We start from the raw sequence: 18,627 nt of genomic DNA on the forward strand, positions 1-18,627 counted from the left end.
TGCAGCCAAACTTTTCCGCGTCATCGGCCATCCAATGAGGCTTGCCATCATTGAAGCATTGCACGAGCGGCCTTGGTGCGTTTGTGAACTTGCACAGCGGCTGGGACTGAACAAGTCGGTTACCTCGAAGCATCTCTCCTCCCTCAAGAGCGTAGGAATCATTGATATGAGACGCGAAGGAACACAGGTGACCTGTGTCCTTATCATGCCTTGTGTCCTGGATATGATGCACTGCGTGATCAAACCGCCAAGTATCGAGTGAAAATGCAAAAGGAGACCATCGGATGAGCAAGAAACGAATCATGTTTGTATGCATCCATAATTCTGCACGAAGCCAGATGTGCGAGGCGTTTGTCCGCCATTATGCATCTGACCGCTTCGAAGTGCACAGCAGCGGAATCGAGGCGGGGAATCTCAATCCCCTGGTGGTGAAGGCCATGGAAGAGATCGGCATCTCCATGAAGGGGCAGTATGCAAAACCTGCAAAGGAATATATCGATCGAGGCGAAGCATTCGATTACGTGGTGACCGTTTGTGACGAAAGCAATGCCGAACGCTGCCCGATGTTTCCCGGCAGGAGCGAGCGCATGCACTGGGGCTTTCCCGACCCGAGCGCCCTCCAAGGCACCGATGAGCAGAAGCTTGCTGGAATCAGGCCGATTCGCGATGACATCCACCAGAAGGTCAAGAAATGGCTCGCTGATGTTTGACACCCTGATGCACGAGCATGCATGGTTTACGCTCAGAGCGTTTTGAGGGAGATTGGCAGCAGTGCATCTGCTCTCATAAGGAATTTACGTTTCTTCATCCTTGTGTGGAGGTTTCTCTTCCTCCAAGATAGGCTCAAACTCAGGTGCACAGCAGCGATTTTTCTTTTCCATAGCATCCCCCTCTCTATGACACCAAGGTGAACACAGGCCCGCCGATTTCTGCAGTAAGCCCGATGCCGCATTGCAAGAACCTGCAATTCTGACAATGATTTCTTCCGGCACATGTCCATAGATGGCGGATCATNNGCATCATTAGTTGACGTCAACAACCAATATACTCCTTCTCATCATATTGACTATTCTCTATATGATAGCTAGTATTCTCTCCAAGGAGGCATTCAAAGATGAACTTGCATGAGACAACAAACCAGCTGCTCAAACTCAAGGCGCTCTCCGATGAGACCAGGCTGGACATCATCAACCTCTTGTCCTCCGGCCCTCTGTGCGCATGCGATATATTGGAGTCTTTCCAGATAACACAGCCTACACTCAGTTACCACATGAAGCTGCTCACCACAAGCGGCCTCGTCTCCTCTGAGAAGGCAGGAAAATGGATATACTATGCGTTGAATTTCGATGAAATGGAACACTTGTTGGAGTACCTGAGGACGATCTCGACCAACCGAAGCGTCCCGTTGGTCAGCAGCAATGCAAAGTGCAAGCACAACACTGCCGATCGATGTAAATAAGGCTGTCCTGAAAGCAGGCAGATTGGGAGGGATGTATGGCAAGGGAAAAGAAATCATCAGCAGGAATCGGTTTTTTTGAACGGTTCTTGACGCTGTGGGTGTTGCTTTGTATGGCAGCCGGGGTGCTAATCGGGGTCTATCTGCCCCAGATACCCCAATTCCTCTCTCGCTTTGAGTATGCAAACGTCTCCATACCGGTAGCCATCCTCATCTGGCTCATGATCTATCCGATGATGCTCAAGGTCGACTTTCACAGCATCAAGCAGGTGGGACAGAATCCCAGGGGCCTGGTGATAACCTGGGTGACCAACTGGCTCATCAAGCCCTTTACAATGTACGCAATCGCCATGTTCTTCTTCTACGTGGTCTATCAGGCACTCATTCCAAGGGATTTGGCACGTCAGTACCTTGCGGGGGCGGTGCTGCTCGGAGCCGCACCCTGCACTGCAATGGTATTTGTATGGAGCCACCTCACAAAGGGCAATCCTGCGTACACCTTGGTCCAGGTAGCCACCAATGACCTGATCATCCTTGTTGCATTCGTTCCCATCGTAGGATTGCTGCTCGGCATCAGCGGCATAAGCATTCCCTGGATGACGCTGTTCCTCTCGGTCGTCCTGTTCGTGGTCATTCCCCTTGGAGCCGGTTGGCTCTCCCGCATGTTCATCACCAAGCATCGGGGCTTGGATTACTTCGAGAACACCTTCATACCCAAATTCAGCAATGTCACCATCACCGGCCTGCTCTTGACGCTGATCATCATCTTTTCGTTCCAGGGAAAGACCATCGTCGACAACCCTCTCAATATTGTTTTGATCGCCATCCCGCTTGTCATCCAGACGTTCTTCATCTTCTTTGTTGCCTACCTGTGGGCCAAGGCATGGAAGCTGCCACATGATGTAGCAGCCCCGGCCGGGATGATCGGGGCCTCCAACTTCTTCGAGCTTGCCGTGGCAGTCGCGATCTCGGTCTTCGGCCTGAGCTCCGGGGCCACCATTGCCACGGTGGTCGGTGTGCTGGTTGAGGTTCCGGTCATGTTGACGCTCGTCAAGATCGCAAACAGAACCAAATCGTGGTTCCCTGGTAAGAACGCATGAAAAAACAGCATACCCATCGGGTGATCACCGACTACATCAAAGAGCGATATGGGGCGATTGCACGCAATGGATCGGTCAGCGGATGCTGCAGCACAGGTTGTTCCTGCTCTTTCGAGCCCCAAGACCTCGACCGATTGTCATCCATGCTTGGATATCAACAAGACGACGTTCTTGCAGGTGTTGGCGGAGCAAACCTCGGGTTGGGCTGCGGCAACCCCTTGGCGTTTGCAGCCATCAAGGAAGGAGAGACTGTCCTGGATCTCGGCAGCGGAGGTGGATTCGATTGCCTGCTCGCCCGCAGGCAGGTCGGTGAGAGCGGGAAAGTGATCGGAGTCGACATGACAAGGGATATGGTTGACCTTGCACGCTCACATGCAGCCAGACTTGGGTACACAAACGTCGAGTTCATCGAAGGTTCAATAGAGAATCTTCCCATCAAGGACGACAGCGTCGATGTGATCATCTCCAACTGCGTGATCAATCTTTCGCTGGACAAACAGAAGGTGTTTCAGGAAGCTTTCCGGGTATTGAAGAGCGGCGGGCGCCTTTGTGTATCCGATGTGGTGGCGACTGCAGACCTTCCTCAAGCAATCCGGGATGACCTCCGCTTGCTTGCAGGCTGCGTAGCAGGGGCCGAACATGTACAGATTATCAGGCATCTGCTTGTCGATGCAGGCTTCATCAGTGTCAGGCTGTTCCCCAAAGACACAAGCAGGGAAATCCTTTCATCATGGGTTCCAGGGAGCAGCATCGACCAGTATGTTGCATCATACATCATCGAAGCTGGTAAACCACAGCCCTTGCAAGCCCAGAATTGAATTGCATGCAAACCCGCTACCTTGATTCCTTGCTTCGTCCTGTGCATAATCTCTTATCATGGAATCAACGACAGGTAAGCGTGGCAGACCGAAGAAGGATACCACCGTGGTGGCGGTTCAAGGAGAGGCAAAACCGACTGGTCGGTTTTTCTTCCATCTGATAGAAAAAAAAGACGGTTGGGGTTTACAGCTCCTGGATTCTAAAGGAAATACCTGCGAACCCGATTATCACCGCTATACCGGATGCATCCGCAATGCATTGAGGGAGTTCTTCCTCATGTATCAGAAGGAGCAGAAGTATCTGCGTTGGGATGCCTTGAGCGAACTGGAAACAGGCTTTCTTGTGCATGATCCCGGCCCGAGGCTTATCGAGCTTGCTCTTCGATCCCAGCTTCTGCTTGATGAAAATCACCACATACTGCAGCCAAGCAACGAGGAATCGAGCATACAGCTGGTGCTGGAATCTCCGCAAGCACACCTGGTGACCGCTTATCCAAGCATACGTACGGCCGATCAGACAGTACTAAACAAGGGTACATCAATCCATCCAATCTCATGCGAGCATGTCGTACTCGGCACCCAAGTCTTCCATTGTGAGGATTTGGGTCCCTATTGGAATGAATGGAACATTCTGAATGCCAGCCTGAAAGCATCTGACTTGGAAACCTACCTATCCTTGATTCTTTCCAAGTTTCCCACGATCACTCTTGCCTATGAAGGCTATAGCATACACAACACCCATCCGGTACATGCCAATCCAAGCTTGTATTTCAAGGAGATTGATGCCTATGGATACCTTCACATTCTCCCGCTCATCCATCTACAATCCTATCCCCCCGGTTTCTTTGAAGAACAAGACATCATCAAAGTCGTCCAAATTGATGAAGCGGAGAAACGGCTGAGCATCTCAGAGGTGGTGTATCCCGAGGATCCTGCAGAAGATTTTCGGGCGTTGCTTGCAAAAATGGGCAAGGAGGCAAAAACCTCTGTATTCGAGGAGGAGGGGCACTTCATCCTGGAATCTGATTTCGCCCAACGATTCCTCTCCCTCTCCATGGGAGAGCTCATCGCGCGGTTCACCCTCTTCCAAGCTGCGATACTGAGCAAGTTCAAATTCAAATTTGCACAACCGAAATTGAGGCTCTCCTTGGGAAGCGGCATCGATTATTTTGAAGGTGATGCCGAGATTTCTCTGGAAAACGAGACATTTTCCTTCACCCGCTTCCTATCCGAGTATCAAAAAAACGGCTTCATCATGCTCAATGACGGCTCGCGCGTCTATCCCGACATGAAAAAGCTGAGACGCTTTGAGCGGCTGGTACATCAGCAATCGAAGCAAAAAGAGACGGTGCAAGTCTCTTTCTTCGACATCCCTGCCCTGGAGAAAGAAGCCGAACTGCATATCAAGGGGGATGGAGCCGACCGTATGCAGGCATTCTATCAAGGATTCAATACACTCAGTGAAAAACCTGCCACGTATGAACTGGCCGAAGGAACACTTCGACCGTATCAGACCTATGGGGTGCAATGGATGGAGTACCTGCAGCAGTACCACATGGGAGCCTGTCTGGCCGACGAGATGGGTTTGGGGAAAACCGTCCAGGTAATTGCCTTGCTGCGGAACCTGTACAAGAAAGGAAACCAAGCCCCCACCCTGATCCTGGTGCCACGCTCCCTGATTTTCAACTGGCAGAGTGAACTCTCACGTTTTGCTCCCGAACTTTCCTGCACGCTCTACTATGGAAATGCCAGGCAGGTATCGCAGCTTGAGGACCCGCAGGTACAGATCATACTTTCCAGCTATGCCACCATTCGCAATGACGCGAAAGAACTCGCCAAAATGCGTTTCTGCTACATAATTCTTGATGAGTCGCAAACCATCAAGAATCTGGAAACCAAAACAACGAACGCAGTGCTTGCACTGCGAGCTGAACACCGCTTGGCCTTGAGCGGAACGCCGGTGGAAAACGGCCTTTCTGAGTTGTACAGCCTCTTCCAATTCCTGAATCCGCTGTTTTTCTCAAGCCAGAAAGAATACCTGCAGACGTACCTGAAACCAATCCAGGAAAACCAAGACCCCGATGCGCTCAAGGATTTGAAAACCAGGCTCTACCCCTTTATGCTCAGAAGAGTAAAAAAGGATGTTCTCAAGGATCTTCCCGAGAAAACCGAACAGACCGCATATATTGAATTGGAGCCCCAGCATTTGGCCATATATCACAAACGCAGGGAGGAATTGAAGCAGAAAGTCAGCGGAGCGGTATCACAAGGAGGCATTGCTAAAAACACCTTCATGATCCTACAGGCGCTTACTGAACTACGCCGCTTGGCCTCGGTTCCGGAAGCTGATGGTGGGTATCCAGGAATCTCCGCCAAACGGTCCTATTGCAAGGATGTGGTCTCATCCCTGGTCAACGATGGCCACAAGTGCCTGATTTTCACCAACTTCCTGGCAACCATCGAGCTGATCAGCGAAGATCTCTCATCGATAGGGATTGAGCATTTGGTCATGACTGGAGCCACCGTCGACCGCCAGTCGTTGGTCCAGCGCTTTCAAAGTGATCCATCCATCGGAGCCTTTGTCATGACCTTGAAAACCGGAGGCCTTGGATTGAACCTCACTGCCGCAGACTACGTCTTCATTGTCGACCCTTGGTGGAACAGGGCGGCGGAAAACCAAGCCATCGACCGGACTCATCGCATAGGCCAGACAAATCCTGTTTTTTGTTACCGAATGATAGCCAAGGACACCATCGAAGAGAAGATCTTGGAATTGCAGCAGAGAAAAGCGGATCTTGCGTCCTCCTTGCTCGCATCCGATTCCAATGCAGTCAAGGCGTTGTCCGTAGAAGACATCGAACAGTTGTTGGGGTAAAAGATGGCAGCAAAGAGACAGAGTGTTCACCATAATTTGGAATTGGAATTGGAGCCAAAGGTCAAGCTGTCGAAATCGGCACAGGCCTTTTCCATTGAATTACAACGATTCACCCAAGAAGAACTGACCAGGTTCCAAACATGCCTGGTTGGGGAAACCCTGCAGAAAGTCCAGAAATCTACACAATGCGATCAGATCGCCCGGCTGCTCGACTTCCCTACCCAGCAAGCATTCGATGCCTTCTTCTCTTGCCTTCCCCCCTATCTGCAGAAGCTGATACAAGCAGGTTGTTATAACCAGTATATCGATACAAGAAGCCAGGACTGGGAGGTGGACGAGCCTCTCATCATCGAGGACACGAAACACTACTATTACTACTACAACACCCGGTTCCGACCCAACTCAAAATATCGGCTGGGGTTGTTTACTGTCTATGACCAGTATGTTCTTCATCTTGATGAACTTTTTGCAAACCTGTTCCGCCCCTTTCTGTACAAAGAGGAGAATTACATCCCCCGGCCTCTGGATAGAGTAGAATCACAGGTATGGAGCGTCGAGAACCAGATACATGAAGTATTCCCCTTATTCGTTGAATCCTTGATCCCCCTCATCAAGAAGAGGGATCTAAACACAATTATCAGAAAGGGGTTGTTGAAAGGAAATATCAAGGATCTCAGGGCCTTGTGCGGACTGCCGCCCTTTCCGCTCTCCTCGGAATACAACCTTGACCCCCTGGTATTGCTGGCCAAGTTTGTGCTGACTTTTGGACCGAACACCCTTACAAGGCCGGATGACGGGATGGCTATGATCAAGACTCTGGTGCAGTCCATGCTCTTTATGAGAAATCCCAAAACGAACCTCAACTATGGCAGTTTCTTTGAATACTATTCACTGCTGGACCAATGCAGCCTGAGCGGCGGCTACTCCTATTCGACGGCTTTGGACGATGCATCACGAAAGAATCTTGTAAAAGCCCTCACAAGCCTGCAGGTGGGGCCTTGGTACTCGGTGAATGAACTCTTCGAATCATCCATCATCCATGGCTTCTTTCTGCAGTTCTCCAATCAGGATATACTGTATTCCGCCCTCACCATCCGTGGTCAGCGAATCCAGTTGCCCTATGCCGAATACACAGCCTATGACGACAAGGGTTTCCACCCGACAGGGGCATTGCTACGACCCTTGTTTGAGCGTCCTTTGTTCAGTGCGTATCTCTACCTTTTTGCATCACTCGGCCTCTTTGACATTGGAGAAACAAAGCCCGAGCTCCTATTGACCAAGAATGACAAGCTGCACCCACTGACACCCTACGAGGCCCTGACTCATGTTCGACTCACTTCGTTCGGAGCCTGGTGCTTGAATATGGTAGAAGAACGCCCCCAACAGAAGAAACAGGTGTTTGAAACCATCACCGATACAGAACTTCTCTTGGTAACCATCAAAGGGAAATCCTTGGAACGAAGGTTGTTCCTGGACCAGATCGGGATTCCCCTGGGCCAAGAACGATATAGAATCACCGAAGCCTCCTTCATCAGGGGTTGCACCTCCTCTTCGGAGATACTCCATCGCATAAAAAAATTCAAACTCATCATCGATGCGGAACCCTCTGCAAGGTGGCTCCAGTTCTTCCAATCCGTTGAGAGACGTTCCTCCCTGTTCGCCCATGGAGAACAGGTATTGCTGTACTCCTTTCCCGATGATCCTGAGATACGCAGGATGTTCTCCACCGATCCAGCCTTCAAAAAACTGGTGATCAGGGCGGAAAACAACAACGTAGTGGTCAGAAAGGCGAACCAGAAAGCGTTTCAGAAGCTGCTGATGGAGCACGGATATTTGAATACGCTCTGAAAACGTCACCTGTCATAGGGTGGACTTCAAATAACAGGGAGATTTTCATGGATACGCTGCGTTGCGTCGTCGAACGCATAACCTTCCAGAGCGAAGAGAGTGGATTCGTCATCTTGAAATGCAAAGCAAAGGGTCATCATGACCTGGTGACCGTCGTTGGAGCAATACCGACGGCCGTGGTAGGCTCGGTACTGAGCCTGCAGGGATTCTGGAAACACGACAGCAACTATGGAACACAATTTAGCGTCCAATCCTGTGAGGAGTTGCTGCCTGCCACCATCGACGGCATTGAAAAGTATCTTGGTTCAGGCTTGATCAAAGGAATAGGACCCTACTACGCCAAGCAGATAGTCAGCACCTTCGGCTTGCAGACATTTGAGATATTGGAACAGGATATCAATCGATTGCAAGACATCCGCGGCATTGGGAAGGTCCGCTTTGAACTGATGCGCAAGAGCTGGCTCGAGCAAAAGGAAATCAAGAACCTCATGCTCTTTCTCCAAAGCTTCGAAGTAAGCACCACCCATGCCACGAGAATCTTCAAAACCTATGGGGAGCAGAGCATTGCCGTAATCAAGGAGAATCCATACAAGCTGGCCGATGACATCCGGGGGATCGGATTCAAGACTGCAGATACCATTGCAGAGAAGCTTGGAGTGGCAAAGGATGCTTCAATACGATTGCGTTCGGGCCTCCTCTACACCCTCAACGTACTGAGCGAGAACGGCCACTGCTTTGCCCTTATCCCACAGTTGCTCGAGCATGCTGAATTTCTGCTAGAGACTACAGACGATAAGCTCAAACCGGTCTTGGCTGGGATGGTAGAGGCCGCTGACATCATCGCCGACGATGAAGCCATCTACCTCCCTCCCTTCCATCACGCTGAAACAGGGGTAGCAAAGAAGATTCTGAGACTCATCGCATCCACACCCCGAAGCCAAGAGGAGTGCATGCACATCATCGAACGCCTCAAGCATCCCAAGCCAGGGGAGATTTCATACGATGAGATGCAACTGCAGGCCATCATGACAGCCCTGCAGAGTACGTTCATGGTGCTCACCGGCGGGCCCGGTACCGGCAAAACAACAACCACACTCGGCATCATCCAGGCCTTTCAACACACAAAATCACGCATACTGTGTGCAGCTCCCACAGGCAGGGCTGCAAAGCGAATGACTCAAGCGACGGGGATGGAAGCAAAAACCATTCATCGCTTGCTTGAGTTCAAACCACCGCAGGGCTACCAGAGGAATGCCGACCATCCGCTTGACGGGGATGTCCTGATCATTGACGAATGCTCGATGATCGATATCATCCTGATGCACAATCTGCTCAAGGCGGTTCCACCTGCCATGACGGTCATCATGGTGGGTGATACCGATCAGCTGCCTTCAGTCGGAGCCGGCAATGTACTGTCGGACATCATAGCATCGGGTTTGGTGCCGGTAGTGAAGCTGACGCGAATCTTTCGGCAAGCCCAGGGAAGCCGCATCATCATGAACGCCCACCGCATCAACCAAGGAAGGAGCATCGATACGGCAAACAGCAGGACTTCCGATTTCTTCTTCATCGAAAGCAACTCGGCCCAGGATGCTTTGGAACAAATTCTGGATTTGGCGGCCACACGGCTTTCTGCCTACTACCATGTCGATCCGATACGGGACATCCAAGTACTCACACCCATGCAACGTGGTGTCGTAGGGGCAGCAAACCTGAACAGGATGTTGCAGGCGAGACTGAATCCCTCTTCAGGCAACCCCACTCTCACCCATGGTGGTACCGAGTATCGCCTGACGGACAAAGTCATGCAAATCAAGAATGACTATGACAAGGATGTCTTCAACGGTGACATTGGAACGATCACCGATATCAATACAGAAGACCAGGAGATCACAATTACCTTTGACGACCGCCCGGTTGTGTACGATCGATCGGATTTGCATGAAATTGTTCTCGCCTATGCCACGACGATCCACAAGTCGCAGGGGTCTGAATATCCCATCGTGGTCCTGCCGTTCATGATGTCGCACTTTGTCATGTTGCAGCGCAACCTGCTCTATACTGCGGTAACGCGCGCCAAGAAAGTATTGGTGCTGATAGGTGAGAAAAAAGCCGTTGCCTATGCAATCAAAAACCAGAAGCAACAGGGACGGAACACAAGGCTCAGTGTCAGGCTGAAGGAGGGTGGTGCAAAGCCGCTCACCTTGCGATGAAAGCATCGGCCCAGTCGGGGCATTGCTCGCTGAGAAAGGAGTGCAGTGTCTCCAGACCCGAACTGTCATCCGGATGACGATGGCGCCAATCGCTGAGGATATCCGTTGCAAACGAATCAGGATAGTCTTCGGTATAGTCGCTGAAGTCGGTGGTTGCTTCCTTTTGAAACTGGTAAAGCCCCTTCAAGACACCTTCAATATATGTCAACTCCGAAGCAAATTCACCGATGGCATGAAACGTGTTGATCTGAGACAGGAAGGGAGAAAAAGCTTCCATGACCATTTCATCTGCAACTTCGTACTCATCACGATACCCTCCATCCCACTGTCTTCCTGATGCTTCCCAGCAATCATGAGCTTCCAGGGAGTTGAGAGCGTAATACACCTCTTGTGCGACATCCTCGATGGAAACATCGTTGAACACACCAGAAGAGAGCTGTGAAATCTCACTCTCAAGTTCAGGATGATTCTGCCTCAACATGGACAGAACCTGCAACGCCTGCTCGCCACTGAGGGGGTAGGATTTGGCAGTTCCTGAACTTTTTGTGCGCTTTGTAGTTTTTCCCATTGTTTTATTTCCTCATCCAGCCAAGCTTGGTATGAATTACCGGTAGTGTATACGATGCTCTGTTTTGCCCCACCGCTCTGCTCGCTCGACCTCACCATCCATCGGCTTGATTGTATCGCCGCACCTGGGAATCAGCAAGCTGACAACCCCTTGCTTTTCAGAGAGATTTCACCCAGTCGCTTGCCATGCTCTTTGTTTTTCATGAATCCGGTTTATTCAGTAGGTAGAGACAAGCATCGATCGGTGACCAAACTCTATGGCGTCTGCTCTGATTATGCCGCAGTGTTCAGTGTTATCGCCATCCACTACAGCCTGGTGGAGGGAAGGGACATCCGCATCACAGCGTGGAAACTTGAAAGTTGGTCGACATGTAGACCAACTTTCAAGTTCAATCGCCTTTCCACTATTCCAATGCATACGATGGCTCTGACCTCAAGGTAAAAACTCCTTTTTGTTTTGACAGCACAACATCCTCGGCTATAGTAATAGATGATTGCCACTCTATTCCAACGGAGGCTGTATGAAACCGAGAGACGAAAGCAAGATCTATTTCTGCCCTCGCTTTCATGTAAATTTCTACCACTCCTATCGCGGCGACAGCGCCGATGAGCAGGGTTTCGGCAAGGACATACGCATTATCAGAGGCATCTTGGATGACCTGGATGCACTGCAAAGAGAGGGCCTCACCGTCCACTGTGCCTGGGATTTCGATAATGTATTCTCGTTGGGCACCCTTATCCCCCGACATGCACCCGACATTCTGAAGCGTATCAAAGAACGGGTGGCTTCAGACCTCGATGAAATCCATGTGATGTCCTGGAACAACGGCCTGTTGAGTGCTCATACCACCGAAGAGTTCAAGCTGGCCATCGAATGGGCGTTGAGGGCCCCCGATGGGTCGGGAATCATCGATGTGTTCAACACCTGCACATCCATAGCCAGGCCCCAGGAGTGCATGGTAACTCCATCTCATCTCAAGCTCTACAAACAGTTGGGAATCGATACCATCTCAGTCTATTACAGCGCCATTCCATTCAACGGATTCGGCTCATTCGTACCGAAGCTTGGCGTCGGGCAACGCTACAACCCACTGCTGTTCGTGGATGAAAACAGCGGGGAGTCGATCCGCCTGCTGCCGGCAATCAACCAAGGGGACTTGGCAGAGTATGGACTGAGTGCCCGCCGCATGCTCAAGCATATCAGAAAAGAACAACTGAACCTGACAAAGCCCTCCGACCTCATCGTTGTCCTGGATATGGATGCCGACGACACCTTCTGGGAAGGTTTCCTCCCACCCTCCCTTGGCTTTGCCATCCCCTCTTTCGCCGGTCTCTACCGCCTGATCAAAAGTATTGCCGGCCTTGGGTATGTCTCATTCATCAAACCGAGCGAATATCTGGCCGACTGTGAGAACGCAGCAGCGATTTCCTTCGGGCAGGACCTGGCCGATGGATCTTTCGACGGCTATGCGTCCTGGGCGGAAAAATATGAAAACCATCGCCTTTGGACCATGGTCACCCAAGCAAGAAGCTGGTGGGATGCGGCAAAGAGCCTGGTTATGGCATCCGCCAACCTTAGTTTTTCAGCAGAGGATGATTTTCATCAGTGGAGCTCGACCCTCCCGGAAGAACTTCAACAACTCGCCATGCAAACCATACGTACCAGATTGCAGGTTTTGAGCACCACGCACTTCGGATTATCGGCCCCGGTGATGAATGACCGTCGCCTCCAGACCGCTATTGCCCTGGCTCAGGAATCCATTAATCTGGCAAGGAGACTGCATGAGCGCGTACTGGAGCTGTATGCACCTGCTACTCCTGTCATCGAAACGACGGGTTGGAAGAGTGCTCCCCTGAGCTTGGAAACAGAGTCTGAGGGAACGCTTGTCCTGCAAACACAAATCGGATCCTCCACACTGTGTCATGCAATCAAGGCCCCCTGGGTTGTGTATGGCAAGCGCCTGTGCAGCAGCACCAATGTCGTCTGGCAAGCATCCACCGCCAACGGGATCATCACCATCGGCGGTGAAGGGTCGGAACCTGTGCGCTGGAGCCGAACAGCCAGACTTGATGAGAAAACCCAGACCCTCTGTCTTGATTGCATGATTGAATACCCGTCCACCACCCGGCAAGGATATGGGAAATTAAAGGCCCAGCGGCTGGGACGAACCTGGGATGCAAAGTGGGAACAAACAGCCCCCTGCGAGATTGTCGCCTTTGAGAAGCTGCCGCTTGCAACCACTGCAACCGTATGGAAGGAGGATTTCGGAAAAGAACTTGGGAGCTATCCTTTGGACTACTACGCCTATGGGAAGAACAACGGCCTCTGCTCGATCAACAACCATGTCACACCCAGCTGGCTTGCCCTCAGTGATGGATCGTCGGGGATTCTCATAGCGCAGAGTTGCAAACACCTCCATGGTTTTGCATTCTGCCCCATTCGACAATCGATCCACGACGGCAAGCAAACCATCTCTGCAAATCCTTTCGGCACATATTGGGGAAAGCAATACCGTTACCCTGCCGCCGTCACGGGCTGGGGACGAACAGCCGCCTTGCTGACCGCCGAGCACCTGCACTCCTCTGCACCCTCCTATGAAGGTACACAAGTACACTTCTCGCTTCTTGTGGCACTGTATCAGGGCGGCAGCCCTCCACCCAAGCTCATCTCGTTGGCCAGGAATTTCTCGGAAACAGGAAAGTGCCCATGATCGATATCAGTAGCACAGCGGACAGCTTCACCCTCTCTTACAACAAAGTGCCGATCCTGCAGCATTCAATGCAAAGGCCGTGCATCGGTCTAGGCAAAGGCAGCTGCACCATCACCATGAGCCATGGGATGTACCATATCAAGGAAGAAAGAAGTGCTTGGTGGAAAGATGCCTCCCTATTCGAAATCGATGCAAGCCTGAAAAAAGAAAGCATTATCAGCATTCACTTTGACAGTCTGGCTACCCTGGAAATCCATGAGGAGGCTTTCGGAATACGAATCATACCCATCCTGGATGCCGGGGAGGAGCCAAACCGGTTTCGCATTCGACTCCCCCTTCCCCCTGATGAACCCGTATTCGGCTGTGGGGAGCAGTTCTCCCATCTGGACCTACGAGGAAAAAGAATTCCGCTTTGGGTGTCTGAGCCGGGCATCGGAAGAGGACCCAATTATGTAAAGGTGCTTGCGAATCTTCATTCAGGACGTGGAGGATCAGAGGAGCACACCTACTTCCCCCAGCCCAGCTTCGTCACTGCAACAGGCCGATGGGTCCTCCTGAATACCACGGCATTCTGTCGATTCGACTTTACCCCGAAAAACGGTTGCTCTCTTCTCTCCCATGCAATCCCTTACTCCCTGCTTATCGGCCAGGCTTCCTCTCTTTCGACGGCTGCAGGAGCTCTCAGTGCAACGCTCGGCAGGCAAAAGTCCCTGCCCGATTGGGCCGTAAGCGGGATGATCCTTGGTTTGCAAGGCGGCCGCGCAGTCGTGGAGGAGAAGCTCAGGCACGCCCTCGATGCAGGCATTCCCGTCACAGCAATCTGGTGTCAGGATTGGCAGGGTATCCGCATAACCCCCTACGGCAAGCAGCTCTTCTGGAATTGGCAATACGACAAGCAGCTCTATCCAGACCTTCCCGGTTTCATCAAGGAGTTGCACCAGCGGGGAATCAAATTCCTTGGATACAACAATCCATTTCTCAGCACCGATGCACCCCTGTACGCAGAGGGGGAAAGAAAGGGCTGCTTTATAAAGAATAGACAATCACTTACACCCTACATCACCAGTACCACAACCTTTCCCGTCGCCTTGGTGGATTTGTGCAATCCCCAGGCATGTTCGTGGTATAGGCACATCATCAAGAACCATATGCTGGGTATCGGCATGGATGGCTGGATGGCCGATTTCGGGGAATACCTTCCGCCCGATGGAGAGCTTTTCGGGGGCTCGGATCCCTATCTGGAGCATAATAGATACCCCGTACGGTGGGCGCAACTCAACGCTCAGGCAGTAGAAGATGCAGGCAGAGGCAATGAAATCGTCTACTTCTGCCGGTCGGCTTTCACCGGCAGCAGCTCCTATGTTCCCTTGCTCTGGGCGGGGGATCAGATAGTAAACTTCCTCAAGGACAGTGGACTGCCTGCCGTAGTTCCTGCAGCTGTCTCTTCTGCACTGTCTGGTTTCGGCTACTGGCATTTCGATATCGGGGGTTTCTTCTCCTTTGCCTGGATCAAACGAAGCCGTAACCTGTTGATGCGCAGCTGTGAACTTGCTGCGTTCACGCCCGTCATGAGAAATCATGAAGGCATCAATCCAAGCGTTAATGCCCAGTTCGACAGCGACCGGGAAATGTTGGCGCACTTTGCCCGGATGACACGGATCCACCAAGGCCTGCTGCGCTACCATCAGCATGTCAGCGAGCAGTACCAACAAGCGGGAGCACCCCCGTTCAGGCCTGTCATCTACAAAGGCCGGGCGACCGACGGCCAATACTTCTATGGTGAGGACCTCTTGATTGCTCCGATATTGCAAAAGCATGCAACAAAGAGAAATGTCAAGCTTCCAACAGGTACCTGGATTCATTTCTTCACCGGTAGGGAATACCGGGAAGGCCGGCACACGATCAAGGCGGAAATCGGCTGCATTCCCGTCTTCATACGTTCAACGAGTCCCTTCCTGACACTATGCAGGGAGATGGCAAAAAAGGAGAGCAAGGTATGAGCATCAAAGAACGGACGGTAACATGGAAAACCCTCATTTCCTATGGGTTGGGAGACATCTACGGCGGCGGAGCTTTCATGATTGTTGGCATGCTGTTCCTCTTCTACCTTACCGAGGTGGTGGGGCTTTCACCAGCTCTGGCCGGCCTGGTCTTTGGAATAGGAAAAGTGTGGGATGCCGTCTCCGATCCCCTTATGGGATACCTTTCCGATAGGACGAAGTCGCGGTTTGGAAGGCGGCGGGTATACTTTCTAGCCGGTATCGCTCCCATCACCCTCTCCTTCATCCTGCTCTGGCTGCCTATGGATTTCACATCCCAAGCTGCACTGTTTCTCTACTACAGCTTTGCATACATAGTCTTTGCCACCGTTTTCACCATGGTCATGATCCCCTACTCAGCACTCGCTGCAGAACTTTCAGGCGATTACAAGACCCGCAACAAGCTCTCCGGCTCCCGCCTGTTCTTCTCAGGCTTCTCCTCCCTGCTTGCAGCCACCATACCCAAGATCATCATCGATTCGTCAAAAGGCGCACCCTCCACCGGGTATGTGAACATGTCTGTGGCCTTCGGAATATTCTTCGCCCTCCCTTGGCTGATCACCTTTTTCGGTACCTGGGAGTCCCAACAGAATCAACAACAAAGCGTATCAAAGAATTTTCTCAAGGAGTTCTTCACCATCTTCCAAAACCGTTCCTTCCGCATCCATATTCTGATGTATGTGTTTGCTTATAGTGCAATGGACCTGCTCATGGCACTTTTCACCTACTATTTGACCTACTACCTCAGGCGCCCGACGCTCTACTCGATAGCCATGGGCACGCTCATGGTGGTGCAGTTGATGATGATCATGGTGTATGTGCGCATCGCCAACAGCAAGGGCAAGCGTTTTGCCTATCGTATGGGATTGCTCATCTGGCTGTCAGGAATGCTCGGCACGTTGGCCCTGTCGCCAACCTCCCCGATCTGGGTGGTTGCCTTGGTGTGTGGTGTAATAGGATTGGGAACCTCTGCTGCTGTTTATATTCCCTACGCCATCCTGCCCAATGTCATCGATGTCGATGAGCTGATGACGGGAAGCCAACGCTCGGGTGTCTATTCGGGAGCGATGACACTCACCCGCAAGCTCGTCCAAGGTGCCTTGGTCATGCCCCTGATCGGCCTGTTCCTCCAGATGGTGGGCTTTGTGTCCAACGCCGAACAAACACCACAGGTGCTGTCGCGCTTTTTCGTTTTCTTCATCGGTGGTCCAGCCCTGTTGATTATTGCCGGCATCACAGCCGCCGCCTGGTTCGAGTTGAGCCCGAAAAACAGCGAGGTTGTTGCAGCGGAACTGGTCCGCTTGCGTTCAGGTGGACGTCTGGAGGATGCAACGGATGAAGTGAAGGCGATCTGCGAGAAAGTATCGGGTAGAAAACACGATTCATGTAATTGGTAGAAGTAGTATCATACCTGCCAATGAGGTACTCCTCCCGGATGTGCATAATGATCCGTTTATTCTTTCCTGTATCTTTGAAAACGGTAGTTCAAAAGGCAATGTACTTCTGGTTTCGGCTGTTTGGCTTATCAGGAATCGTCATCCTCAACCGCCCTGAATTCAGTAATGGCTTGAGGAACGCCGATCTAAAGTATTCACGATGGGTGATTCCGATAAACGCTTGCATTTCTTCTCTCGTCCTGGGAATCGTACAAAAAGCCAAGAGCAACGTGTGTCGAGGATCTTGCTCGGTCACTTGCTCGGTGACTTGCGCCTTTTCTTGCACATGCAAGGTTTCTGTGAAGTAATTGATATTTTTCAGGACTACTCGAAAGTCGGAAGAAGTTGAGAAGAACTCTGGTTTCATCCGTTGAGTATACCCTGGTAGTTTGGCTGTCTCACTGAGAATCTTGGGCAGCCCACTCCCTCTTCGCTCCATGAATTTCATTCGATGAAATAAATCCGCAAGGATTGGATTACGCCTGGCACTGCCGATCGAGTGAATGTCGCAATCTTGGATCTCCTTTCCATAGTACATACCACCCGGAGATTGTATTTCCAAACGATCATCATACACATCGATGTGTATTTCACTGCCAAGCATGATATAGTCACGGTGAATCAGAGCATTGACGAGTGCCTCAGTGACAGCCCTTTCCGCATAATCCGGTTTATCGATCCTATACTGCGCCTCCTTGACAAAACGAACCTTTGAGTTATTTCGTACAAAATCACTACTGTTGCGCAATAGGCTGAGAAGATTGCCCTCATACTCTTTGGCATCGAGGGCGTCATCAAAAATGGAGCCCTTGTCCAATCCATTCCAGCGCGTACAGAATACTCTTGAATTGAAAACAATGTATTGATCAGCCATAAGCTTGCCAGCATTCGTGAGGAAACCCTTCTTGTCGGCAAGCCCGAATGAGACGTAATCGGATGCGTCAAACCGGAGTCCGGTTTGTTCCAGGTATGTTGCTTCAAGCAGTGTAAAGCTATAGTCAGATTTCCTTGCATCAGTGATCATCGCATCAAATGACCGGTTGGTACCCTTCAAAATCAATTCATTGAGGATATAGTCCGGGGCAACTACACTCTCGTTTCCAATCCTGATATACGCTTCCATGATCCCATCCGCTTTATAGTAATATGGGGTTGACCTTCCTGCATGCACTTTCAGACAAAGGATATCCTTATCCCCATCTCTCGACGCGGATAGTTCAAACATGGGAATTGGCGTGATACGATCTTTAATCATCCTGCTAATGATTTCAGAATCACGCTTGATGTCATGCAAACCAACTACTCGCCTCTCATTGTCTACGCCGAAAAACAGCACGCCGCCAATAGAATTGGCGTATGCGCTTACACTTTTCAACCAACTTTTAGGTTTTCTGGTTTCAAGTGCAACTTTGAAATCATATTCAGTGCTCTCTGCAATCAACTCATCAATCATATTCAAGATTACCCTTACCAACTTTTTTGCATACTAACACACAATGCTTTTTGAGCAACATTGGTTTTCGGAACATGTGACTGCTCACCGATGCCGACCTACCAAGTACTG

The 18,627-nt window shown here is 51.1% G+C and carries 14 protein-coding genes; 12 read left to right on the top strand and 2 right to left on the bottom strand.

What is annotated here, in order from left to right; translation table 11 throughout:
* The 8 genes from B3K89_RS00805 to B3K89_RS00840 all read left to right on the top strand — a co-directional run.
* On the top strand, positions 1 to 262 hold a 262-nt coding region (locus B3K89_RS00805), incomplete at its 5' end, for a metalloregulator ArsR/SmtB family transcription factor (protein ID WP_345906932.1).
* 22 nt (positions 263 to 284) lie between these two features.
* Positions 285 to 710: an arsenate reductase ArsC gene (locus B3K89_RS00810; protein WP_293895196.1), complete on the top strand. Its 426-nt coding sequence runs from the start codon at positions 285 to 287 to the stop codon at positions 708 to 710.
* A 404-nt stretch (positions 711 to 1,114) separates the two neighbouring features.
* A complete protein-coding gene (locus B3K89_RS00815; RefSeq protein ID WP_293895193.1) occupies positions 1,115 to 1,459 on the top strand; it encodes an ArsR/SmtB family transcription factor in 345 nt (114 codons plus the stop codon).
* Positions 1,460 to 1,494: 35 nt separating this feature from the next.
* Positions 1,495 to 2,556 (top strand): ACR3 family arsenite efflux transporter, encoded by a 1,062-nt coding sequence (gene arsB / locus B3K89_RS00820; protein WP_293895190.1) that lies wholly within the window; start codon positions 1,495 to 1,497, stop codon positions 2,554 to 2,556.
* Positions 2,553 to 3,374, top strand: a complete 822-nt coding sequence (arsM, locus tag B3K89_RS00825; RefSeq protein ID WP_293895187.1) for an arsenite methyltransferase — start codon at positions 2,553 to 2,555, stop codon at positions 3,372 to 3,374. The genes arsB and arsM overlap by 4 nt, the downstream gene beginning before the upstream one ends.
* A 58-nt stretch (positions 3,375 to 3,432) precedes the next feature.
* Complete coding sequence (locus B3K89_RS00830) at positions 3,433 to 6,249, top strand: DEAD/DEAH box helicase (protein WP_293895184.1); 2,817 nt, start codon at positions 3,433 to 3,435, stop codon at positions 6,247 to 6,249.
* 3 nt (positions 6,250 to 6,252) lie between these two features.
* Positions 6,253 to 8,097, top strand: a complete 1,845-nt coding sequence (locus B3K89_RS00835) for a hypothetical protein (RefSeq protein ID WP_293895181.1) — start codon at positions 6,253 to 6,255, stop codon at positions 8,095 to 8,097.
* 47 nt (positions 8,098 to 8,144) lie between these two features.
* Positions 8,145 to 10,310 carry an ATP-dependent RecD-like DNA helicase gene (locus B3K89_RS00840; protein ID WP_293895178.1) on the top strand — a complete coding sequence of 722 codons (2,166 nt, stop codon included), beginning with the start codon at positions 8,145 to 8,147 and terminating at the stop codon, positions 10,308 to 10,310.
* Here the strand turns inward: B3K89_RS00840 and B3K89_RS00845 are convergent.
* Complete coding sequence (locus B3K89_RS00845) at positions 10,297 to 10,878, bottom strand: hypothetical protein (RefSeq protein WP_293895175.1); 582 nt, start codon at positions 10,876 to 10,878, stop codon at positions 10,297 to 10,299. The two genes, B3K89_RS00840 and B3K89_RS00845, sit on opposite strands and share 14 nt — an antisense overlap.
* A gap of 201 nt (positions 10,879 to 11,079) precedes the next feature.
* Between B3K89_RS00845 and B3K89_RS00850 the strand changes: the two genes are divergently transcribed.
* The 4 genes from B3K89_RS00850 to B3K89_RS00865 all read left to right on the top strand — a co-directional run bounded on the left by B3K89_RS00850 (position 11,080) and on the right by B3K89_RS00865 (position 17,024).
* Complete coding sequence (locus B3K89_RS00850) at positions 11,080 to 11,319, top strand: hypothetical protein (protein WP_345906933.1); 240 nt, start codon at positions 11,080 to 11,082, stop codon at positions 11,317 to 11,319.
* A gap of 79 nt (positions 11,320 to 11,398) precedes the next feature.
* Positions 11,399 to 13,588 carry a hypothetical protein gene (locus tag B3K89_RS00855; protein WP_345906934.1) on the top strand — a complete coding sequence of 730 codons (2,190 nt, stop codon included), beginning with the start codon at positions 11,399 to 11,401 and terminating at the stop codon, positions 13,586 to 13,588.
* Positions 13,585 to 15,588 carry an alpha-glucosidase gene (locus B3K89_RS00860; RefSeq protein ID WP_293896258.1) on the top strand — a complete coding sequence of 668 codons (2,004 nt, stop codon included), beginning with the start codon at positions 13,585 to 13,587 and terminating at the stop codon, positions 15,586 to 15,588. The genes B3K89_RS00855 and B3K89_RS00860 overlap by 4 nt, the downstream gene beginning before the upstream one ends.
* The gene (locus B3K89_RS00865; RefSeq protein ID WP_293896261.1) at positions 15,585 to 17,024 is read left to right on the top strand and encodes an MFS transporter; all 1,440 of its coding nucleotides are present in this window, start codon (positions 15,585 to 15,587) and stop codon (positions 17,022 to 17,024) included. The genes B3K89_RS00860 and B3K89_RS00865 overlap by 4 nt, the downstream gene beginning before the upstream one ends.
* An 88-nt stretch (positions 17,025 to 17,112) precedes the next feature.
* Here B3K89_RS00865 and B3K89_RS00870 read toward each other — a convergent pair whose 3' ends face one another.
* A complete protein-coding gene (locus tag B3K89_RS00870) occupies positions 17,113 to 18,516 on the bottom strand; it encodes an ATP-binding protein (RefSeq protein WP_345906935.1) in 1,404 nt (467 codons plus the stop codon).
* Positions 18,517 to 18,627 lie beyond the last annotated feature (111 nt).

The sequence above is a fragment of the Sphaerochaeta sp. UBA5849 genome (assembly GCA_002432715.1).
GTDB lineage: Bacteria > Spirochaetota > Spirochaetia > Sphaerochaetales > Sphaerochaetaceae > Sphaerochaeta.